Here is a 22,026-nt window from a genome sequence, read left to right on the forward strand (position 1 = left end):
ACTTGTCAGAAGACCCCCGAGATGAAGAAGAAGTTCCCATTATTTCCCCTCCTCTTTCGCAAGCCAACTCCGCTTATTTGTCAGCGCAACAAGCCACTTTGGGGGCTCCTTTAGCTGCAGGCTGACAATAAAGCCCCTTAAAAGCTGTCTAGCCGGTTCGTGTTCATCTGCTAAAAGTAGTAACCCGTTAAGAGGCCGAGGCCTTGACTCCCAATCCTGCGTCTTCCGCAGAAGGCCCACAAGCTCTTCTGCAACAACTTCCAGCTCATCCAACGGCAACTCTGAAATAAGTTTCTTGGCAGCTGGAGAACTTAAAGACGCCACCTCAGCAAGACCTCGAAGCGCAGCTTCTCCCTGAACGGATAGCCCCATGACTGACGCTGTTATAGTAGCTGTATCCCGGCTCAGATACACCGCAGGCCTTAGGTCGATTTCGTCAAGAGAGGGCGGGAGCAAAACCCATTCCTTTAAAAACTCTTGGTCGGCCTTGAAGTCTGTTGGCAGGAGACCTTCGAACTTCTTGTCATCCAGAGCGTTCTTCTCCAGCTTTGATAAAACCGTAGGCTTTCCGGAACCCGCTGCATTCACCAAACCACAAAAAGCACTGAATGTTTTCCCGGCGGTACAGCGCTCCAAAATCGCAATCTTTGCTATGAGCGCCTCATCAATTGGCATGCCACGCTGTGTGGCTATCTGTTTGCGTATACGAATTGTGTTCAGAAGCCTCTTTACAATCCTAGGGTTTCCTAAAATTCGGGAGGAATGTGCCAACAAGGGTGCAAGGCGTGTCGCAAGCCCTAGGGCTTCTGAAAGAGACTCTTCGTCTTCGGCTACCTTCAGAGCTTCCTCGGCAAATTTCCTATCAACCCCTGCCCCTTTCCATAGGGACTGAAGTCTTTCAAGTAATGCAGTCTGGAAGGCATCGAACCTTTCGTCGGAGACGCCAGCATCTTCCATAAAGAGCAGCATAAGATAGACGGTAAGCTCCTGGACACCAATCCTAGGAACACGCACAGATACCTGAACCATCTTGTCCAAATAGTCGGTGACTAATCTATCGCCAGGGTCTTTGTAGTGCTCTTTAACCGCATGGCGTATCATCTCTTCGTCTGCTGCAATAACAAATGCCGTTGATGGAAGAAACAAGAACTGCCGAACAGCTTCAAGGGTTTGGATAGCCTTTTTAGGCAAACATCTATCAAGATTGTCGATAAAGATAACGAGAGGGGCCTCTAGCTCACCCAAAAATGAACCAAACTGAGATCTAAAGGCTTCAATTTCTTCGGCCGGACTAAGTGGTCTTTCTGTTGGAGCAGCATGCGGGCGCTTCCTGACAACCTTTTCGCCGGCATCTACGAGGGAGCTAACACCCAATCGCAAGTTGTTCGCGTCTTCTTCGTGTCCATCCCCCTCTAAGATACGCCTCGCTGAGCTCGATACCTTACTTAAGACGCCTGGAGGGGTGCCGGTAGCTGCTGCCAAGCCCCAGTCAGCCATTAATCCTGCCGCACGAAAAAAATCGACACGCTTGACTAATTGGAGAGCCTTTTCTTTTAGTGAAGGAGTTGGCGCCCTTTCAAGAAGCTTCTTGGTAAGCACATCGAGCAACGCCGCACGAGCATCATCAAAGTCTTGAAACAACCAAGCATCAAAATTGACAACAATATATGACTTATCTGAGGATTGAGTCTTGAGGCTCTCTTCAACCAACCCCAAAACCGTAGACTTGCCCGCACCCCATCCGCCATAAACTCCCACCGAAATGGGAAGAAGCTTGGGATTGGCAATCATAGACGCAACTACATCTGCAACCTCTGAAAAGTTAAGATAGTCAACGCGAACGTCTGTATCGGCCCACATAATCCCCCCGACTAAATTGAGCGGCAAAAGCGTGTTCGACCAGCAAGCTTTGCGATCATTTCAATTCTAAAAGATGATAGATACGGTACGCTCCAAAATACAACATTAAACAACACCAATTTAACCCTTAATTGCATTTTTGACAGTCGCACCAAATACTAAGGTAGTGGTTTCGTGGCATGAATGCTGTACGCAAAAGCTATATTCAATAAAATGAGTGCTACAGGTTCTGGGGCGTAGTTAGTTTTCGCCCAATGATGCTTCAAATGAGAATGGCCGCTTCTGGCCGATAACGGACAGGCATATGCAAAATCAAAAGCCGAACACCATTCTGGTGCCCGGCCTTTTCGGAGAACTCTCAAGGGTTGCTTGATCTCTTGCCCCAAAACATAGCCGCCACGAAAATGACCAAGCCTACAGCGCCGAATGCAGCGGCGACGTAGCCAGTCGACGCAAATCCCCAGCCCGCGCTGATCGCCCAACCGCCGGCCCATGCGCCAAGAGCGTTTGGTAGATTGAATGCGGAGTGGTTCATGGCTGCGGCAACAAACCGCCGATTGCGGCGCTTTCCGGTTCAGAGGAGCAATTGCCCCTCTGAACCACAACCCGGAAAATCCTCCAGCCGGGTGGTCTAAAGACGGGGAGCAGCTCAAAAGTTAAGCCGGCCCCCAGCAGAGAATGGCCACATTTCAGGGGAGCACGTCGCCCTAGACTTTGGTTAAGCTGTTTTCGAACCGACTTTATCGACGGAGAAGTTAGAATCTGAACTAACTTTATTGTTCCTCTATCTACGGTATATCTGTGCCGTTATTGCATTGTCTTCTCAAGCAAGGTTTGAAGTTCTTTGGCAACATCTGGATATTGTTTGATAACATTCACTTTTTCCTCTGGGTCGGCGTCCAAATCATAAAGCTGAGCTTTAGGTGCATCCGCTTTAACCTTACCATCCTCAATATCGCTATTAACCTGACCCGTGAACTTCAGCGCTGCTGGCCCAGCAAAGTCATGTTGGCCCAAGTGTTTGCCGCTAAAGCCGCCCTCGCCTTGCCCCGAAATATACATCCAGCGACCTTTTCTAATCGACAAGTGATTCTTAGAGGCGGGACTTATAATCAACGATTCCCGGATGGAGCCTTTTTCTTCCTGTATCAAAATAGGAAGAAAGCTGACACTGTCAGGCCCTTGCTCTGGAGTGAGCTTGCTTCCAACAATGTCAGCAAGTGTGGCCAAGAAATCCACATTTGACACCAAGCCTGAAGATACTGTTCCCACTGGGATATGACCCGGCCATTTTGCGAAAAAGGGCACTCGATGCCCCCCTTCCCAGGCACCAAACTTCATACCTAACAAGTCGCCATTCACATGGTGTCCCGTTTCCCAAGCTGTTTGTCCTCCTCGGTTGAACATGGCTCCATTATCACTAATGAAAAAGATCAGCGTATTCTCTGTCACTCCAGCCTTCTCAACAGCAGCCAAAAGCTCTCCAATCATCCAGTCCAATTCATGGACAAAATCACCGTATGAACCAGCGGGACTCGTGCCAATAAACCTTGGTGAAGGGGTGAAGGGGTGATGGATATTCGTTGTCGCAAAATAGAGAAAGAAGGGCTCTGACTTATGGCTTTCAACCCAGTCAATCGCTTTCTCTGTTAGGAGGGTTCCTACTTTCCGGTCCTCATATAGTGCGTGAGCAGCTTCGCCTCCACCAATAACATTATAATCAAATTTCTCATCAAACTCACGAGTAACAGCCTTTTCCCCATAAACAAGCGGATCATCCTCTGTAAGGCCCACAACATAGTGATTTTCAACAAATACAAAAGGCGGATGACTATTTAGGACAGGGACCCCGAAATAATAGTCAAAACCTAGCTCCAATGGCCCTGGCTTTAATGCCTTATTCCAATCAACTGGTTCTTCATGGCCAAACCCTAAATGCCACTTTCCAACAATTGCTGTTGAATAGCCGCTTTCCTTCAACATGCTCGCGACCGTGGTCTTTGCCTCATCAACCATCAGAGGCGTTTTTGCGAAAACGGGCAACCAAAAATTGATCCGGGCCGGGTACTCTCCCGTCAAGAGTGCATAGCGCGACGGCGAGCATACAGCCGATGCTGCGTGGGCATCCGTAAAACGCATCCCATCACTGGCAAGCTTATCAATATTTGGCGTCAATATTTTCTCAGCACCGTATGCCCCAACATCACCGTATCCGAGGTCGTCCACATTTATAATGATAATATTGGGAAGACCTGGCGCTGCAGAAACAGAAGAGCCTGCATTTACAACGGCAGTAGATAGCAGGACTATTAAAATGCGTAACGGCAAGAAAATACGGACCAACACCCGTCGCATGAATAACTCCCCTTGTATCACGTGGACGATTATATTTTTCATATTTGAGAAATTATATCAATATTTTTCTAATGAGAAATACTTCCTTATCCATTGAAAGACCTCATGCGCAGCATAACTTATTATTTAAAAACACTTTTAATGCCACCTTGGGTATATAAGCGTCCACTTTTTAGTGCAGATAAAAATTCTCATATTTTCATAGATGATTTTTTCTCTTATGATTGAAATAATATGAGCTAGTGCAGGCATTGATAAACCACGGGATATATTTTGACTGAAACCGCATCAACCGCTTTTGACCCGCCAATTGTACCAACCGCATCCGCAGAAAGTCTGGGAAGCCGCCTTCGCAAGAAACGGAAACAGGCAAAGCTGACCTTGAAGAAACTCGGGGACTTGTCCGATATTCCCGTTTCCACATTGTCAAAGGTAGAAAACGGCTTAATGTCGCTGAACATCCAAAAACTAATGAAAGTGTGCAATGCCCTTGGGCTCGATGTCATGCAACTTGTCACACCATCCGAGGCGTCGCTCCAAAGCGTGCCAGTGGTCACCGGGCGCCGAAGCATCACCAAAAAGGGAGAGGCACATGTGGTTGAGACCAAACAAACGATATATGAGCACCATGCCAGCGACTTTCGCAATCGAAAACTGGCACCTAGCATCATGACTGTTCAAGCAGGGTCCGAGCCAGAACTGATTAGACACCAAGGCGAGGAATATATTTACGTACTAGAGGGCATTATTGAGGTCTTAACTGAGTTTTATGAGCCTACCGTTCTGGAGACAGGTGAGAGCATATATATCGACTCAACAATGGGTCATAATGTGCGCGCCATTGGCGGAAAATCCGCTCGTATCCTAAACGTCATGACCAACATAGCAACAAGTTAAGCCCCCCTACAATCCTATGGCCGCCATGCTCTGAGTGGGCTTATCTTCTCAGAGATCTTGTCGGTTTGCTTCCCGGTCATTAACTGCATCAAGAGCCGTGCTGATCCCGCAGCCATGGTCCATCCAAACGGACCGTGTCCTGTATTCAAAAACAGTCCCTCAATAGGTGTCTCACCAACATATGGCTTACCGTCAGCGCTTGCGGGCCGGAAGCCACACCAATTCCCACGCTCTCTTCCCAGCAGAGTTTTTGAAGCCTCGGGAAAAACTGCCGACAGAAGCTGCTGCAAATTCAGTAGCCGCGCTTTTGTTAGCCTGTCATCAAAACCTGTGAACTCAGCCGTACCCGCGACCCTGAGCCGAGATCCAAGTGGCGTGATAGCTGCATGTAGATCGTCATCAACGATCGGAATTTGCGGAATGCAATCTGATGCAATATCTTTAGAATCAAACGTAATAGAATACCCCTTCACGGGTCTTACTGGCAAACCTGACCATAAGGGCGCCAAGAGGTTTCTTGTCCAAGCTCCAGCACTTAACACAACGCTATCCACTGCCAATGTTTCTTCTGCCGTTATAATCCCTTCAATTCGCTGTTTGGAAACAACCAGAGACTGCACCGTCTGTCCGCATTTCAGCGTGCCACCCTGTTCCACAAACTTGGCAGCTAAACCTTTCGTAAAAGCAGCCGCATCACCTGACATATCATTAGGGAAATAGAGCGCTCCCGCTAAATCCCCTGCAATTGGCGTCAGAGATGGTTCCTTTTGAACTAGCTCATCCTTTGTCAGCATGCAGGTCGCAACACCAAGGTCGGCGACACGATCCATTTTTTTTAAGCCACTCTGTAACGCGGTTTCATTCCGGTAAATTTTCAAGACACCTTTTTCATTTTTGTCAAAAGCAAGCCTCTCAACTTTTGCGATGTCCTGAATAGCCTCAATACTAAGGAGCGACAGCTCAGTGTTGGTTCGCAGGGCTTCATTAAAAAAGACATCTTGTGAATAGTGCAAAAACTGAATTCCCCAACCGAATATGGATGGCAGAGCTTTTGCCCTCAAGAGCATGGGCGCATCTGAACGACCCAGATATCGTAGCAAATCACGCCACACTCCAGGAGAGTTCCAAGGATCAGACATACTCGGCGTTAGAAGGCCGCCATTCGCGAAACTGGTTGCGAGACCTACATCTGCATCTGCCTCTATAAGCGTGACGTCGTGCCCGGCATTTAACACCTCATACGCAGTGGTCACACCAATGACCCCACCGCCAACTACTGCTACTTTCATGTTCTAGTCCGCATTCATTTTTAATTACGATTTAACTCAATCTAGAATTTTCACAATTTTTCTGCAATTGAAATAATTATCATATGTGAAAATTATTTCAATTGTGCTAGGGTCTACAACTTCGACAGGGAAGTAAGCGGCTTTGCCTCTATAACTTTTTGAAAAATAACAAGTTTCAAAAATTATGCCGATGCAGAGGTATAAATATTTCAAGGGAGACGATATTCCATGCGTTGTTTTGTTGCTTTTTTTGCGCATGAATCAAACAGCTTTTCGCCCATTCTGACAGACTTAAGCAGTTTTGAAGAAATTGGACTATATAGACCATCAATGGGTGACCCCAAGGAGCATCTAGCTGCTCTTAAAGGTGCTGTAGATTTTTATAATGAGGCGCAGCAACGAGGGCATACTGCCATTGTCGGAACCTGTGCACTTGCGCAGCCTAGCGCTCCATGCAATCGCAAAGATTATGAGTATCTAAAAGACACAATTTTAGATGAGTTGAAAGCAGCCGGTCCTGTGGACCTGATCGTTATGATGATGCACGGAGCAATGATGGCAGAAGGCTATGATGACTGTGAAGGTGATATTCTGAAACATATCCGCTCAATCGTCGGCTCAGATGTTCCTATTGGAGTACTTCTTGACCTCCACTGCAATATTACAGAGGCCATGCTGGAAAATTCTACAGCCCTTATCCCCTGCAAAGAATATCCGCATACCGATTTTGCTGATCGGGCTCATGAACTCTACAATCTCATTGAAGCTGCAGCAAAAGGTCAGGTGAAACCCGTTACCAGCTTCTTTAAAATTCCCACGCTGGGGCTGTTTCACACAACCCGCCCCCCCATGAGAGGGTTTGTTGATGCCATGATGGCTGCGGAACAGGAACAAGATGTTCTGGCGGTTAGTCTGGCACACGGATTTCCTTGGGCCGATTTTAAAGACACCGGGGCCTCCATGATGGTTGTCACTGATAACAACAAAGCCAAGGGTGACACACTCGCTGAGAAATTCGGACGAGAATTCTTTGCGTTCCGCGAACAAGCACTAACAAAAACACTCAGCCCACAAGGCTTAGTCGAAGTACTAAAAACAGCTAAAGAAGGTACTATTATAGCCGCTGATATGGCTGACAACCCCGGGGGTGGCGCCGGTTCTGATTCCACGTTCATTCTCGAAGCTCTACTAGAATGCGGTATGCAAGATGCCCTCATCGGCCTGTTCTGGGACCCTGCTGGTGTAACGCAGGCATTTTCAGCGGGCGTAGGCGCACAAATCAACATGCGGATAGGCGGCAGATTTGCGCCTTTTTCCGGAAACCCTCTGGACCTCGATGTTACAGTAAAAGAGCTCAGAGAGGATGCCTTCCAGCCTCATGTTTCTGACGGCACCCGCTGCCGCCTTGGCAGAACAGCTATTGTTGAGACACAGGGTATTGAAATTGTCCTGAATGAAATTCGCCAGCAACCTTTCAGGCCAGAGGCATTTTTATCGGCAGGCACTGATCCATGGTCAAAGCGTCTGGTAGTAGTAAAATCATCCTTCCATTTCCATGCTGGCTTTGCGGACAAAGCAGCCGAAGTGCTATTTGTCGACTCCCCAGGTACTCTGAACGAAGACCCAACAATACGGCCTTATAAGCATATTTCGCGCCCCATCTGGCCGCTTGACTCTGTGGAGCTATAAGCCGTGGCGCGTTCTTATATCAAAGGCCCAATTCTCACGGTATTCTTTCTTGTAATTATGCTTTGGAGCATGCGCATCCTCACAGAAGGACCGCCTCTTAAACCAGCCACCACGCCTATGAATGAGTTTTCTGCTGAGCGCGCATTCTCAGGCCTGTCTGCACTGCTGGAAGGGATAACTGCACATCCAGCAGGCAGTGACGCCAACAAATTGCTGCGATCAAGACTGGTCAGTACGCTAGAACACCTAGGCTTTACCCCAGAAGTTCAAACTGACTTCCAGTGCTCCACTCTCGCACCGGGCTGCTCTTACCTTGAGAATGTGATTGTAGTCCTACCTGGCACCAACTCCGAGAAACCTGCCCTTATGGCGATGGCGCACTATGACAGCGCACCTGCCGCTGGCGGCGCTGCAGATGACGGAGCCGGCGTTGCCACCCTTCTCGAAGTTATTAATAACCTTAGAGAATCTGATCCGCTTAAAAATGATGTCATATTCCTCTTCTCCGATGCAGAAGAAAGTGGCCTTCGTGGGGCTATGGCCTTTAACCAAAAACACCCCTTAATGGAACGTGTTGGGATGATCCTGAATATGGAGGCACGCGGTGTTGCCGGTCCCAGCGTCATGTTTGAAACTGGCCCCAATAATTTCACACAAGTTAAGGGCTTCGCAAGTGAAACGCCGCGACCAGTTGGCACAAGCCTAATTGTAGAAGTGTATAAACGTATGCCCAATGGTACTGACCTGATGGTATTCGGCGAGCGAGGTCTGCCAGCTCTCAATTTTGCTTTTTCTCGCGGTGTTTCACTTTACCACTCACCGCTTGACACTATTGCTCATCTGAGCAAATCCAGCCTTCAGCATCATGGCGATAATATGCTCGCTGCTATTCGCTACTTTGGAGATCAGGACCTCAGCACCCTCCAGACCGATGAGGATGCAACCTATATTGATGTTTTTGGCCTCTTTGTGCTCATGTGGCCTGCATCGCTAAATATCTGGCTTGTGTGCATTGCGGCTGCTGGGCTTGTCGTAATGGCGATTAATGTAAAATCCTCTTGGAAGAAAACGGCATGGGCATTGCTCTCTGTTGTTTTAACTATTGTCGCGCTCGTCATCGCAGGTTGGTTACTTGCATTTCCGCTCGGCAATTGGGGTGACCTACACCCTCTGGATCATCCATACCCATGGCCCGGTCGGATTGCACTGATTCTGGCATCCCTGCTAATCCCAGCCCTGAGTATCAGACTGTTTGCCAAGCACCTCAATACTTCAAGCCTGTTTCAAGTGGTTTGGTGGCTATTTGCTATCATAGCCATCGCCCTTAGCCTGACAGTTACGGGTGCCTCATATATCTTTCTACTCCCTGTACTGGTTGCATCCATAACGGCAGTAGTTTGTCATTTTGGGAAACCGCAATATGCACTGAAAATTGCCTCTTATGTGGGCGCAGGCCTCGCTGCATACATGGCGTTTTATCACTTTATCCTGCTCGAAGTGGTCTTCAATTTCCACCTCAGCCACCTTAAAATGATCGCATTGCTTCCCCTCACACTCGCGGTGCTTCCGTTGTTCCTGGAGTGGCGAAAGTCAGACGATGACAAAGGTTTACTTATTGCCTTTATATCCACCACAATTGTTGCGACAGCCATTGGCGCCAGCGTTCCAGCCTTCACGCCAGAGCGCCCTCGCAGCACCAACATCGTTTACCGCGCAGATGTAACAACAGAAACCTACAACTGGCAGCTGTTTACGTTCGGCCCGGAAGACAAGGCATATCTATCGACCTCAGGCTTTAGCATTGAAAAACAACATCTGGAAAACATGGGCTATATGGCCGATACCGGCTACCTGAAACCCGCTAAAAACCTTGGTATCGAAGCACCGACACTCACCGTGAATAGTGATATAACGGAAGGTGAGATACGAGTGATTGATGTAACTGCGCACTATAGCACTCAGGCCATGTTGTCGGGTATTGGCTTCCACCCGGATACGCAACTCATATCCCTGGAAGCTGATAGCCAACTTGTCCTTAAGGATCCGGCCCCTGCAGCCCATGCGCTCTTTATGGGCAGCGACCCTGCAGGCTTGCACCTTCGCATTACAGCGGTTGCAGGATCGCCGGTTGAAGTCCGGATTTTTGACATGACTCCCCTCTCTCTTGAAGGAGAAGCAAAACTTTTGGCTGATCTTCGCCCTGAAGACACAGCCCCTATGCATTTTGGCGATCACAGTGTGGTCAGCCGCACCATTCGTATTGGAGAGTGACTCGATGTCTGAGCTAGATGATATGTACACCCTGAGCACAGGGATTGTTTCCCGGTCTATTTCCTTTGAAAATCCAACTGGCGCAGTTGGTAGCGGGGCCAGAGCTGCTAGCCCACTGGGTATTGGCCGCAAGGGCGACCCCGCAAGGCATTTGCATCCCGGCGAGACCATTACTTTAGCAGACATTGAGGGCATCGGTATCATACGCCATATCTGGCTAACAACGCACCCGAAGCTTGCCCTTTTACGCGGCATTATTCTTCGGTTTTACTGGGATGATCAGGAACATCCATCCATTGAAGCTCCCATCTGTGACTTCTTTGGGTTTGCCCACGGTCAGACACCACCATTTGAAACTGCCGTGCACTCTGTCGGTGAAAAAAATGGCATGAACATTTGGCTTCAAATGCCATTCCTGAAGCGGGCAAAAATAGAAATCATTAATGAAACAGAGGTTCGCATGCCTCTGTTTTACCAGATTGATTACACCCTTGGGGACAAACTGGACAAAAACACTGGACGCCTCCATGTGTCCTTCCGCCGCGAAAACCCAACTACCAAAACCAAAGACCTCGAAATTCTGAACCGCAGCGGTAATCCCGGCAGATATCTGGGTGCTGTTTTCGGTGTGCGCCCCCTTGGCCCGCTATGGTGGGGCGAAGGTGAGTTTAAAGCCTATATTGACGGCGACACAGACTTCCCAACCCTCGCGGGCACCGGTGCTGAAGATTATGTGGGCCTTTCATGGGGCATCCAGCAAAATGCCTTCCGTTACCTGGGTGCCAACTGGCGTGAAAAAGACCATGTTTCAGACACTGGCCTGGTGTCCATGTACCGCTGGCATATCCCGGACCCGATCGTCTGGGAGACCGAGATTCGTGCCACTATCCAACAAATCGGGCACAACCCAACCGGCAATGCTCGTATCATCGATGACTATAAAAAAGAACTGTATGAGCGGGAAGACGACTGGTCAGTCACCGCCTTCTGGTATGAACCAGTCCCGAGCCAACCACTCCCCCCTATTCCGTCTGTTGAAGAGCGCATGGCAGATTTGCCGGAGCCAACCTTGGAGCTTGTATAATCATGTCTGATACAATTCATATCTATTGGCCCGGGGATTACCGGAAAGTCCCAAATGATATGGCAATGCCGATGGTCGAAGCAACCACGGTACAGCTTGAAAAAGCCCTCAACAAACTTGGGCGTAAGCATAAGCGGACAGGTGGCATTCTCAGTAAACCAAATGAAGCTATCTCAACCTTGGGTCCAATTGATGACCCGCTAATTGGCGTCTACAGTCACTGGGTTTACGGCCCTCACACCACAGATGGGGTGGTTGGAAAAGATAGCCCCCTTCTTCTCGCCAGCAACTTTGATGGCACATGGCCCGGTCTTGTCGGCCTTCTGAACACAGCTGCTTGCCTTGAAATGGTGGCCCGTAAATCCAGCCGCATCTGGACTGATGCGAAGGACTGGACATCTGACGAAACCTTCATGGATAGCTTGAAAGAATGGTGTGACACAGGTGGTATCCGCTATGACACGAGTGCTCTAACATATAATGCTCCAGTTTCTGCTCCTGCCGCGGCGACTGCAGATAAAGTACTTGCCGAGTTTAAAGCACGCCGCCCCTTGGCTCTTATGCTTGGCGACACGTCCATGGGCATGACCAATGGGTATTTTGGGTCCCGCTTCCTCTCGAAAATAGGGTTTAGCGAGCATAAAGTGGACCAAGCTTGGATCATTGAACGCGGCAAATCCATTAGGCAAAATCGAATTGAAGAGGCTTATAAATTTGTCTGTGATAAGGGAGTCACTTTCCATTATGGCGGTGATTTTGGGCCTGAGGCTACAAAAGAGCAGCTCCGCGATTATTTTGTAGTGCTTGATCTGCTCGCCGAATTTGAAGCCGACTGTGTGGGCTGGCAGTATCAGCTTGGCCTGATTGGATCGCGAGCCCCCTCTGACTTTGCGGAAGGCCTTCTTAACTCTACATGCCGCCCGGAAAGCAATGGCGATACCTATACAGACGCCACCGAAGCAGACCAAGGAAACCTTATTCCACAAGAGATGATGAAGCGTCTTTTAAAGGTAAAAGGGCTGCACCAAGCAGTGTTCTTCCATGATATTCGTTGGGGCGCCGAGCACGATGGACGCTTCCTTTGGGTTCTTTTAAACTCAGGGTCCAGTGGCGCTTATGCTTTCAATCAGGACCCTGACACATTGAAAGGCGTACACAGCTACCGCCAACCTGCCGCTTATTTTCCCATTCCGGGCGGTACCTTTGCGGGGGAAAGCAAGGCTGGCGATATTACTTGGGCGCGCTCCTATGTTCAGGACGGTGAACTATGGATGGACCTTGGCTGCGGAGAAGTTGTGGAGCTTCCAGCAAGCGTTCGGGACAGCTGGTGGAACGGAACCACTCGCGAATGGCCATTTATGGCAGCTGACCTTGGTATAGGCCGAGATACCCTGATGGCCCATTATATGAGCAACCATATTGCTGTTGTGTATGGCGATATCTTTGAAGAAATGCTCGCCCTCTCAAAAGTCATGGGCTTCAAAATCCGCATTATGAAAGATTTGAGAGCCTAACCATGAGCAAGAGATACGTTATCGGAATTGACGGAGGCACAGAAAGCCTGCGCGCGGGTGTGTTTGACCTCAGTGGGAACCCTATTAGCTTTGCAGCGACACAGTACTCGACACAGTTCCCAGCATCTGGATGGGCCGAGCAAAACCCAGATGACTGGTGGCGTGCCCTGGTCAGGTCGGTAAAACAAGCCGTTCAGAATGCAAGCATCAAGAGCTCAGATATCCTGGGCCTTGCTGTCGACACTACCTGCTGCTCGGTGTTAATGCTTGACAAAAATGGCGCCCCCATCCGCCCCGCCCTTATATGGATGGATGTTCGCTCTGATGCAGAAGCTGCTAAAATTCTGGCGGCAGGTGACATCGCTCTTTCAGTGAATAGTAATGGCAATGGTCCTGTGTCAGCGGAGTGGATGCTGCCGAAGGCATTGTGGCTTAAAACTAATGAGCCCAGAAACTGGGACAAAGCCCAAACGGTTTGCGAATATCAGGACTATATTAATTATAGGCTCACAGGGCGCATGTGCAGCAGCGTGAACAATGTCGGGGTACGCTGGCACCACCAAGGAAAAGAAGGACGCCCTCTTGGACTACTGCATGCAGCAGGCCTGTCAGACCTTGCGGACAAATGGCCAGAAGACACGCTTGAACTCGGGGAAGTAGTGAGCCATTTGCATCCGCAGGTCGCGGAAGAACTGGGCTTATCGGCCGACGTTCCTGTTGCGCAAGGAGGCGCTGATGCATTCATCGGTATGATTGGCGTTGGCGTAACCAAACCGGGTGCTCTCGCCTTCATCACTGGGTCTTCACACCTTCATTTGGGCCTGAGTGACAAACCCTTTCACGCACCCGGAGTGTGGGGGACATATCTGGATGCCCTTATCCCGGGCTTGCACGTGGTTGAGGGCGGTCAAACCTCTACAGGCTCTGTTGTTAACTGGTTTAAACGCACCCTTGCAGCAAACAACAGTTACAGAGAGCTGGACGCAGAAGCAATGCTATTGCCGTCGGGATCAGACGGCGTCATAGCGCTGGATCATTTTCAAGGGAATCGCACGCCTTATACTGACGCTTTATCTCGCGGTGCTTTCATTGGCCTTTCACTGGGTCATAGCCGCGCCCACATGCACCGCGCTCTGATGGAAAGCGTGGCGATGGGGTCCCGCTTGATTCTAGAGACCATGCAAAAGGGAGGCTTTGAGCCTCATGATATTGTGCTCTCTGGAGGTGTGACCAATTCCCCACTCTGGTTGCAAATTCATGCGGATATCATCGGAAAACCGCTTCATCTTACAGAGGTTGCCAATGCGCCAGCACTCGGCTGCGCTATTCTTGCATCTGTCGGGGCAGGAGTTTATTCAGATATCGAAGAAGCTGCAATGGCCATGGTGCGCCGAACACGTACAATTAAACCGTCAAAATATAGCTCTGAGTATGACGACCCATATGCTACTTACAAGTCGCTTTATGGTGCCTTGAAATCTGTCCGCCAGCCAGGACGCAACCGTTGAGCACACCCTCAAAAGAAGCTCGCGCTTTTCTTGAAAGTTTACCCCCTTTTGAGGAAAGACCCTTTCCACCAGAAATCGGTGACTTTTCCGCTTGGGCTGCCTGGCAAGCCCACATTGAGAAAGTCGCCGGTGAGCGCTCAGAAAAAACCATACAAGACTATTACGATCAGATTAAACCTGTAGCTTTCAAGGAGGCGGGCGGGCTGGAAATAGCAGAAATCACCCCCACTCAAAAAGATAAAAGTGTGCCGCCTCTCATCTTTTTGCACGGCGGGGCATACGTGGGGTTTTCAGCCCGTTCCAGTCTGTTCGCGACCATACCGCTTGCTATCAGGCTAGGCACCACTGTTACCAGTGTTTGTTACCCGCTGGCGCCTCAGTCCAGTTTCCAGAGCGTTGTACCTGCAGCAGCTAAGACAATTATAAGCCTTATGAAACCAGGCTTTGCCTTGATGGGCGATTCAGCGGGTGGTGGGCTTGCTATCTCTGTAACGCAGTATATGAAGCGGATGAAGGAACGCCTTCCCGCCAGTTTGGTGCTGTCATCGCCGTGGGTAGACCTGACAGCGAGTGACAGGATAGATGACCCAATACTGCGCTTCAAAAACGACTTGGAGGTCTGCGCGAAAGCCTATGCCGCTGACGATGCCAAAAACCCTATGGCTTCTCCGCTTTATGACACCTTTACCGGCGATTTTCCACGCGTTCTAACACAAATGGGGGAGCGAGAAATCTTTGTCTCTTCCGTTGAAGCCTTTCATACCAAACTTACTAGTGCCGGCATTGTAAACGTCTTGAAAGTTTATGACGGCATGTACCACTCGTTCCCTGTCCTCACACCCGAAGTACCTGAAAGTGTGGTCGCCTTTAGACAGCTCAAAAGCTTCCTGAAAAACAATCATATGAACATTGGACCAAATAATGACCCACAGCAGAATTGACAAAAAGCTGAAAACCCTGAACCTCCAGCTTGCTGAGGCGATGCAACTACCCGAAGGACTGGTGCTGCCCTTTGTTGGCGCAAAAATACTAGGCAAGAGGGTCGTAATTTCTGGTCATCTGCCCCTGAATACTGACGGCAGTATCCATGAAATACGTGGCAAAGTGGGTGATGAAGTTTCCATTGAGGAAGCATACCTGTCGGCCAAGCTTGCAACCCTTGCCATGCTCGGCACCTTAAAGCGTACAATTGGAAGCCTCGACAGAGTTGAAAACTGGGTCCGTATTCTGGGTATGGTGAATGTAACGCCCGGCTGCACTCAGACGGCCCCAGTTATCAATGGCTGTTCGGACCTCCTGATTGAACTGTTTGGGCCTGAAGTGGGCAGTCATACACGCTCCGCAGTCGGCTTTGCAGAACTTCCGTTTGACTGCCCGGTTGAAATTGAGGGCGAGGTTGAAATTACCCTCTAGGCCATTTGCCACCCCAGGACATTATATGGCAGTAGCAGCAGGGCGCTGATCGCTGCCATAACCATGAAAAGCCCTAGGACAACCCGTGCTTTTACTGTGTCGGCTTTCAACGCACGCCAAAACGACCAAAGGGCTCCAATAATAAGCACATGATACGCCAGAATAAAAAGCCCGATACGCCCGACATGTCCTGCATAAAATGGCGTAATCAGGCTCCCTCCTTCAGATAACCCCACAGTTGCAGTCAAAACCATCAACAAGCTTGCCGCACCAATCATGATGGCTGGCATTATATCCTTGCCAGCCCCCAATAAAAAAGGAGCAGCCAACCCAAAAACAGATAGCAGGATCACAATATGCAAAATAATCGCATGCACTTTACTGCTAGCTATCACCGGTATTTTGGTGAATGTATAGATGCCAAGATCATGACTGATCGTCATAACTCCAGTTCTGCTATTCTCTGCAAACACCATCATGGGACGCCCCGGTGCATCCAACATAAAGCGGCCCTCACCCACAGGCACAAACGGCCCACCACCATTGAGATAAAGCCCGCCTTCTCCCACTGTTACATCGAGGATGCCTGCCCCGAAATATACGAGCGATGCTAATGCCTCCACACTGTGGTACGGGCGCCTATCGGCTTGATATGTCCCAGCGTAAGCCTCCACGGGTATCTCTATGGCGGGCAATATAGGGCGCTTGTCCCCGAGAAACTGCTGCAAAAAGTTACTGTGCAGCGACGATGCAGATAAAAGTGCTGGTGATGGCTTCGGCCCCAGGGATGGAACAACTGCACTAAGAAACCGGTCCACGACCCCATGCGGTTCTGCCTCGCTGAACAGGGTAACATAAAAACCAAGATGCTCCTCAGGCACCATAGTCATCCACGTATGAAAGCCCGCCCAGTTACCGCCGTGGGAGACAACCTTTTTGCCTGCCCATTTATCAACGAAAAACACCATACCCAGGCCCCCAATATCTGGGTGGTTTGCCGCTAAACGTACGAATAATTTTTCTTGCAATTGTTGGCCGTGCTCTGGCCAACCTTCCATATGCGCGTTCATATAAAGCGCCATGTCATGTGCGGTTGCTACAATAGATCCCGTCTGAGCCACAGCTGGGTTAATAGCGGTAAATGGAACAGGTCCTGTCATCCCACCCGCCGAGACAATTCCAGGGACCGCAAGCCCCTCAGGCTCTTGTATGGTAACGACAAGTTCAGTTTCGCTCATACCAAGTGGTTCAAAGATGCGGGCTTCCATAACGTCATTAATTGGTTGCCTTGTGATATCTTCAATAACTAATCCGAGTGTAGCGACACCAAAGTTAGAATAGACCACTTTTTCACCTACAGGGCGCGTAAAGTCAGGCCTCAAAGTATCATAGAGCTCGGCATCAACGGGTATTGAGACAGGCCTGTCACTTCCTATGAAAAAGAACCTATCTTCAAATCCAGCTGTGTGGGTTAGCAGATGTTTAAGCGTAATGGCCACACCGCCGTTATCAGGAAGTTGATAGCGTTTCAGATATTTGTTGGCCGGGTCATCAAGGGACTGTATTTTCCCTTCCTGCATAAGCTGGGCAATGATGGTTGCCGTAAAAGTTTTTGTGGTGGAACCAATACGCGACCGGGTTACTGCCGGATCTGCAGCTTCTCCTGTCAGAACATTCCCCTGACCATACCCCTTTTCCAGTACAATCCGCCCGTCCTTGACCACACTGACAACCGCTCCAGTTACACGGCCTGCCTTGACAAGACTGCCTACGGCTCCATCTGCCCATTTTTCCATCTCATTTTGCTGCGCCTCCACAGCGTGGACAGATGCCCCAGCGACAACGAAACATATGAAACCTGCAAATAATTTCTGGATGTTTTTCACAGACATTATTTTCCCCTCTGTCATTCTTAACGAAGAACGCCTGCGACACTCTCATGCCACAGGCGTTCTACTCAATTCCAGTGATAGCTCATCAGCTATTCTACCTTAGAAATCTACCTTGAAGACGGCACCTACAGTCCGTGGCTGCAAGACGTTTGCTGTTGCACGTGTAAAGCCAACAAGTGGACGTGCACTACCGCCGGTAAAGGCATATTTATCGAAGATATTGCGAGCGTAAATAGACGCTGTCACACTGCCAATTCTTATACCGAAGCTCACATTAGCCGTCACATAGTCTTCGATTGGGAAGTTAGCTATCAGCGGTGTAATTGTCGTGCCATCTTCGCCTACGCCGCCCTCATAACCAGTATCTTTTGAGCCGACATACCTCACACCTGCATTGACAAAGCCATCAACTTTGTCCGTAAGCGGGAAATCATATGTACCCCGAATAGAGGCCGTCCACTCAGGGAGCAAATGCATATTTTCACCAGCAAGTGCACCAAAGCCTGCGGTCTCGTCATCATCAAGCGTGCTATGCGAATAGGACAGGCTGGAGATGAGCTGGAAGCCATCAGAAACCTGCACACTCAAGCTGCCTTCAAAACCGTACGCTGTTACGTCACTATTCGCGTTACCGCCTGTCGATGCACCGTTCACGAACGTCACCACTTGCAGGTTTGACCAGTCGATGTACCAGAGGGCCATATCATAGTTTACCTTACTGTCCGCAAGTGCCCCTTTGGCGCCCACCTCATAGCTCCAGAGTGTGTCTGTCGCGATAATAGCAGGAGCAGCGTTATTACCGCTGGCATCCAAAAGGGGCAGGTTTGCATTTTCCGGACGATACCCGCTTGCCACCCGTGCATACAGAGACAGGTCAGGATTTGGACGATAGCGTGCTGTGAAGCTATAGGTGTCAACTGTGTCGCTGCTGGATGTTTCCGGCAGGTTAGCCACAATAAGACCTGGACCATCAATTAATGAAACCGCTGAATCGATCCATGCTAAGCGCGCGCCGACGGTCACATCAAAATTATCATTTAGATAATATGTACCGTTTCCAAAGAGCGCGAACTCTTCAACACCGCTGCCGAGGTCTACGTCGAGAGCAAGGAACCCGCTTGGGAAGCCTTCAAGGCGCTGAATATTACTACTATCTTCGTCAGAATAGATACCACCAATCGACCACTCAAACGACTGGTTCTCTTTGGATGTTAAGCGTATTTCCTGAACAAAGCGCTCTGTCTTAATAAGACCTGTAAAGGGTGCTGATGTCACGGAGCCCGGCGCACCACCAGAAAGTAACTCAATAAGAGACCCGAACGTGGCAACCAGATCGGCAGCGTTCGAGTTTACACGGTCCTGATAGCTGGTAGATGATGTGAAATCTCCCCACCCAAAATCATAAATTAAGGTACCGGCATACAGAGTAAATTCATCATTGAGGTCATTTTCTCCCTCGTCCGTGCTATATGGCCCATTCACCGGCTCATATGGAGGGCCTTGAATAACAACCGTATTAGCTCCTGATGTTTCAACATCTGTGTGCACGAACAAAAAGTTCCCTGACAAGTTTTCTGTCGGGTTGGCTGTCATCTTCGCGTAAATGCCATAGCGGTTAAAACTGTCAACATCCACCGCTGCACCAGTTGGTGATGCCGCAATCCGGTCAATGAACCCATCGAAGTGTTCGTGATAACCGGCAACGCTGATGCCCAGTTTATCTTTAATAATCGGGCTGCTAATGCGACCACTGAAATTGGTGTTAAACCCCCCTTCTTTCGTTGCTGACAAGTCTGCTTTTACATTACCTTCGAAGCCATTACTTGAAGGGTCTTTAGTGATATAACGAACCACACCGCCCATGGACGAACTGCCATAAAGAGTTCCTTGTGGCCCCTTAATCAACTCCACCCGTTCCACATCACCAGACAGCGCATCAAAATGTAATGATGGCCCAGCCGCAAACGAATTGCTTGATCCTAGTGGCACATCATCCAGATAGATGCCTACAGTTGAGGCGCGGCCTGCCTGTGACACCCCCCGCATGGTGATAGTATTGCCCGTAGGCAAACCACCGCCTGCATAATGAACACCCGGTGCGAAATCAATAACATCACGCAACTTGGTAAGCCCATTAACACTAAACTCTTCCGGGTTAATAGCGGTTACCGACAGCGCCGTATCCTGCAAAGTCACAGCCCGGCGGGACGCAGTAATTGTTATTTCCTCAAATCCACTAAATTCTTCACTCTCTTGCGCAGGTGCATTCTGTGCATAGGCAACCTGCGATCCTAGGGTTGCTAGTGCTATAAAAGAGGTACCTGCCAAAAATTGACGATATTTTGCTTGTGCCATTAATTCCTCCCACACAAGTGCATTATGAATTGTCATAGCGACAAAATTTTCAATAATGAAAATATTTTCATAAATTGAAATTTTGTGCAAGATTAAAGTAGGAGCGATTACAAAGCGGCGATGATCAGAAGCCATAAGTTGTAATTGTCTCTACTTTACAATTTTCTGATTGAAAAATTAGATCGAGGGGATGTGGTATGAAAGAAATGAAAATTTTCAAATTTCTGAAAATAGCACTTAAATGCAGCAGAAAATTATCACTGATTCTCACCACAGGGAAAAATTTTCATAAAAAAATTAAAGCAGTGCCTCCCCTTATTCTTATGCTTTTCGCGGCACAGCCTTTAGAAGCATCAAATATTGAACTGAAAAGCCCTTGTCCGTTCCCAGCTGGCCAGGAAGTTCCGCTAGACCGTTTGGTGTGCGGCTATCTTCATGTACCGGAAAATAGAGAGGTGCCCACCTCAAGTCTCATCTCATTGCCTTTCGCAATAATAAAGACAGAAGCCAGAGAACCTGCACATGATCCGGTCGTTTTTCTGACAGGTGGCCCCGGCGCATCAGCGACCAGCAGCCCGCACACATTTCAGTTGTTCGCTCGCCATGCATTCGGAGCAAACAGGGACATTATCCTCCTGACTCAACGCGGCGGTTTCATGACGGAGCCTGCCTTGACATGCCATGAACTTTCAGAAGCTAGAGTTTCTATTTACTTAGAAGACCACACCCTTAAAGAACGAGATAACGCGATTACTGAAGTCGCCATTAATTGTCTGGTTCAGTTGCAGGAATCCGGTCGTGACCTTCAGAGCTATAACGCCGCTTCAAATGCCCAAGACCTGAAGGACTTGAGACAAGCCTTACAGATCGAAGAATGGAATTTACTTGGTGTTTCCTACGGCACGTACATAGCGCTCGAAGCCGCTCGTATTGATACAGTCGGCATTCGCAGCATGATCCTCGATTCTCCGGTATCCATGGAGAGTGATTTGTTTATGTCAGAAGCACAGAAAAATTTCAGCGATGGAATGAAACGGGTTGTAAATGCATGCCATAGCACGCTCTCCTGTAAGCAACGGTTCCCCAAATTAGGTGAAGGGCTTCAATCCCTTATCCGATCCTTAAAAGAAAAACCTATAACACTTACACTGGACGGTAAGGACGGTGCCGTGGAGATGGTTGTCAACTGGCATGACTTTCTAAATCTGACCCACTGGATGCTCTATAACGCAAAGTCGCTGCCACTTATCCCATTGCTAATTGAAGCGACATATAGCGGAGACTATAGGCTGCTCACGCACCTTATGAATACTGTTTTCCCCGCTCCAAAAAATGCAACGGAAAGTGCTGCAGGCACTTTTTTTGCTGTTGTCTGCCAAGACCAATTCACAGAGAGAAATCCTATCCCAAAACCAACTGAACCAACAGACTTTGGGGATTTTGCCATCACCAGTTTTATGGAGGATATATGTGAAAGCCCGCGCCTCAATTATGGGACACAACCAATACCTGAACCTCTTAAAACTGATGTCCCAACACTGCTTCTTTCAGGTAATTTTGACCCCATGACTCCAAGCCGGTACGCGGAAGACATAGCTAAAAATCTGTCACACAGTACCCTTATCCACATCCAGAATTATGGGCACTCTACCCTCAGCGGTTATACAGAATGCCAGACAGATGTGGCTGCTATGTTTCTGGACAGCCCTGATGAAAAAGTAAACTCATCGTGCCTTTCAGTAATCCCGGACGTAGACTTTCAAACATCACGAGAGGCCGTTTATGCGAAGCTGGGCCTTCAACCATGCTGAAATTATTTTCTTATTTGAAAATTTTTTCTTTCATGATAAGTCGTGAAAAGTATCACCGCTCGGCATAAGGTATGCGAGTACTGATTAT

At 48.9% G+C, this 22,026-nt stretch carries 14 protein-coding genes; 9 read left to right on the forward strand and 5 right to left on the reverse strand.

All coding sequences use genetic code 11. From position 1 onward, the window contains the following. Positions 1-39: 39 nt before the first annotated feature. Together ACOOGA_RS09610 and ACOOGA_RS09615 are read right to left on the reverse strand one after the other, a co-directional pair. Positions 40-1,860, reverse strand: coding sequence for a KAP family P-loop NTPase fold protein (locus tag ACOOGA_RS09610; RefSeq protein WP_420428522.1), 1,821 nt, complete (start codon positions 1,858-1,860; stop codon positions 40-42). 807 nt (positions 1,861-2,667) lie between these two features. After that, positions 2,668-4,215 carry a sulfatase family protein gene (locus ACOOGA_RS09615; RefSeq protein WP_420428524.1) on the reverse strand — a complete coding sequence of 516 codons (1,548 nt, stop codon included), beginning with the start codon at positions 4,213-4,215 and terminating at the stop codon, positions 2,668-2,670. Between the two features lie 273 nt (positions 4,216-4,488). Between ACOOGA_RS09615 and ACOOGA_RS09620 the strand changes: the two genes are divergently transcribed. Beyond that, complete coding sequence (locus ACOOGA_RS09620) at positions 4,489-5,112, forward strand: helix-turn-helix domain-containing protein (protein WP_417459360.1); 624 nt, start codon at positions 4,489-4,491, stop codon at positions 5,110-5,112. 14 nt (positions 5,113-5,126) lie between these two features. Here ACOOGA_RS09620 and ACOOGA_RS09625 read toward each other — a convergent pair whose 3' ends face one another. Further along, entirely contained in the window at positions 5,127-6,401 is a 1,275-nt protein-coding gene (locus ACOOGA_RS09625) for an FAD-dependent oxidoreductase (protein WP_420428526.1), read from the reverse strand. 228 nt (positions 6,402-6,629) lie between these two features. On the opposite strand from ACOOGA_RS09625, the gene ACOOGA_RS09630 reads away from it, so the two are divergent. From ACOOGA_RS09630 to ACOOGA_RS09660, 7 genes are read left to right on the forward strand one after another with little or no spacing between them, the layout of a single operon-like run. Further along, a complete protein-coding gene (locus ACOOGA_RS09630) occupies positions 6,630-8,090 on the forward strand; it encodes a M81 family metallopeptidase (protein ID WP_420428528.1) in 1,461 nt (486 codons plus the stop codon). Positions 8,091-8,093: 3 nt separating this feature from the next. Further along, positions 8,094-10,361, forward strand: a complete 2,268-nt coding sequence (locus ACOOGA_RS09635) for a M20/M25/M40 family metallo-hydrolase (protein WP_417459357.1) — start codon at positions 8,094-8,096, stop codon at positions 10,359-10,361. A gap of 4 nt (positions 10,362-10,365) precedes the next feature. Next, entirely contained in the window at positions 10,366-11,445 is a 1,080-nt protein-coding gene (locus tag ACOOGA_RS09640) for a glycoside hydrolase family 172 protein (protein ID WP_420428530.1), read from the forward strand. 2 nt (positions 11,446-11,447) lie between these two features. Beyond that, complete coding sequence (locus ACOOGA_RS09645; protein WP_417459355.1) at positions 11,448-12,959, forward strand: fucose isomerase; 1,512 nt, start codon at positions 11,448-11,450, stop codon at positions 12,957-12,959. Positions 12,960-12,961: 2 nt separating this feature from the next. Then, positions 12,962-14,467: an FGGY-family carbohydrate kinase gene (locus ACOOGA_RS09650; protein WP_420428532.1), complete on the forward strand. Its 1,506-nt coding sequence runs from the start codon at positions 12,962-12,964 to the stop codon at positions 14,465-14,467. Beyond that, positions 14,464-15,408 carry an alpha/beta hydrolase gene (locus ACOOGA_RS09655; protein WP_420428534.1) on the forward strand — a complete coding sequence of 315 codons (945 nt, stop codon included), beginning with the start codon at positions 14,464-14,466 and terminating at the stop codon, positions 15,406-15,408. The genes ACOOGA_RS09650 and ACOOGA_RS09655 overlap by 4 nt, the downstream gene beginning before the upstream one ends. Further along, positions 15,389-15,880, forward strand: coding sequence for a RidA family protein (locus ACOOGA_RS09660; protein ID WP_417459352.1), 492 nt, complete (start codon positions 15,389-15,391; stop codon positions 15,878-15,880). The genes ACOOGA_RS09655 and ACOOGA_RS09660 overlap by 20 nt, the downstream gene beginning before the upstream one ends. Here the strand turns inward: ACOOGA_RS09660 and ACOOGA_RS09665 are convergent. Then, positions 15,877-17,772: a serine hydrolase domain-containing protein gene (locus ACOOGA_RS09665; RefSeq protein WP_420428536.1), complete on the reverse strand. Its 1,896-nt coding sequence runs from the start codon at positions 17,770-17,772 to the stop codon at positions 15,877-15,879. The genes ACOOGA_RS09660 and ACOOGA_RS09665 overlap by 4 nt on opposite strands. Positions 17,773-17,871: 99 nt before the next feature. Beyond that, on the reverse strand, positions 17,872-20,262 hold the full coding sequence (locus ACOOGA_RS09670) for a TonB-dependent receptor (RefSeq protein ID WP_420428538.1): 2,391 nt from the start codon (positions 20,260-20,262) through the stop codon (positions 17,872-17,874). 62 nt (positions 20,263-20,324) lie between these two features. Here ACOOGA_RS09670 and ACOOGA_RS09675 point away from each other — a divergent pair, with 62 nt between their 5' ends. Next, on the forward strand, positions 20,325-21,938 hold the full coding sequence (locus ACOOGA_RS09675) for an alpha/beta fold hydrolase (RefSeq protein WP_420428540.1): 1,614 nt from the start codon (positions 20,325-20,327) through the stop codon (positions 21,936-21,938). Positions 21,939-22,026 lie beyond the last annotated feature (88 nt).

This window comes from Kordiimonas sp. (assembly GCF_965216265.1).
Classification (GTDB): domain Bacteria; phylum Pseudomonadota; class Alphaproteobacteria; order Sphingomonadales; family Kordiimonadaceae; genus Kordiimonas.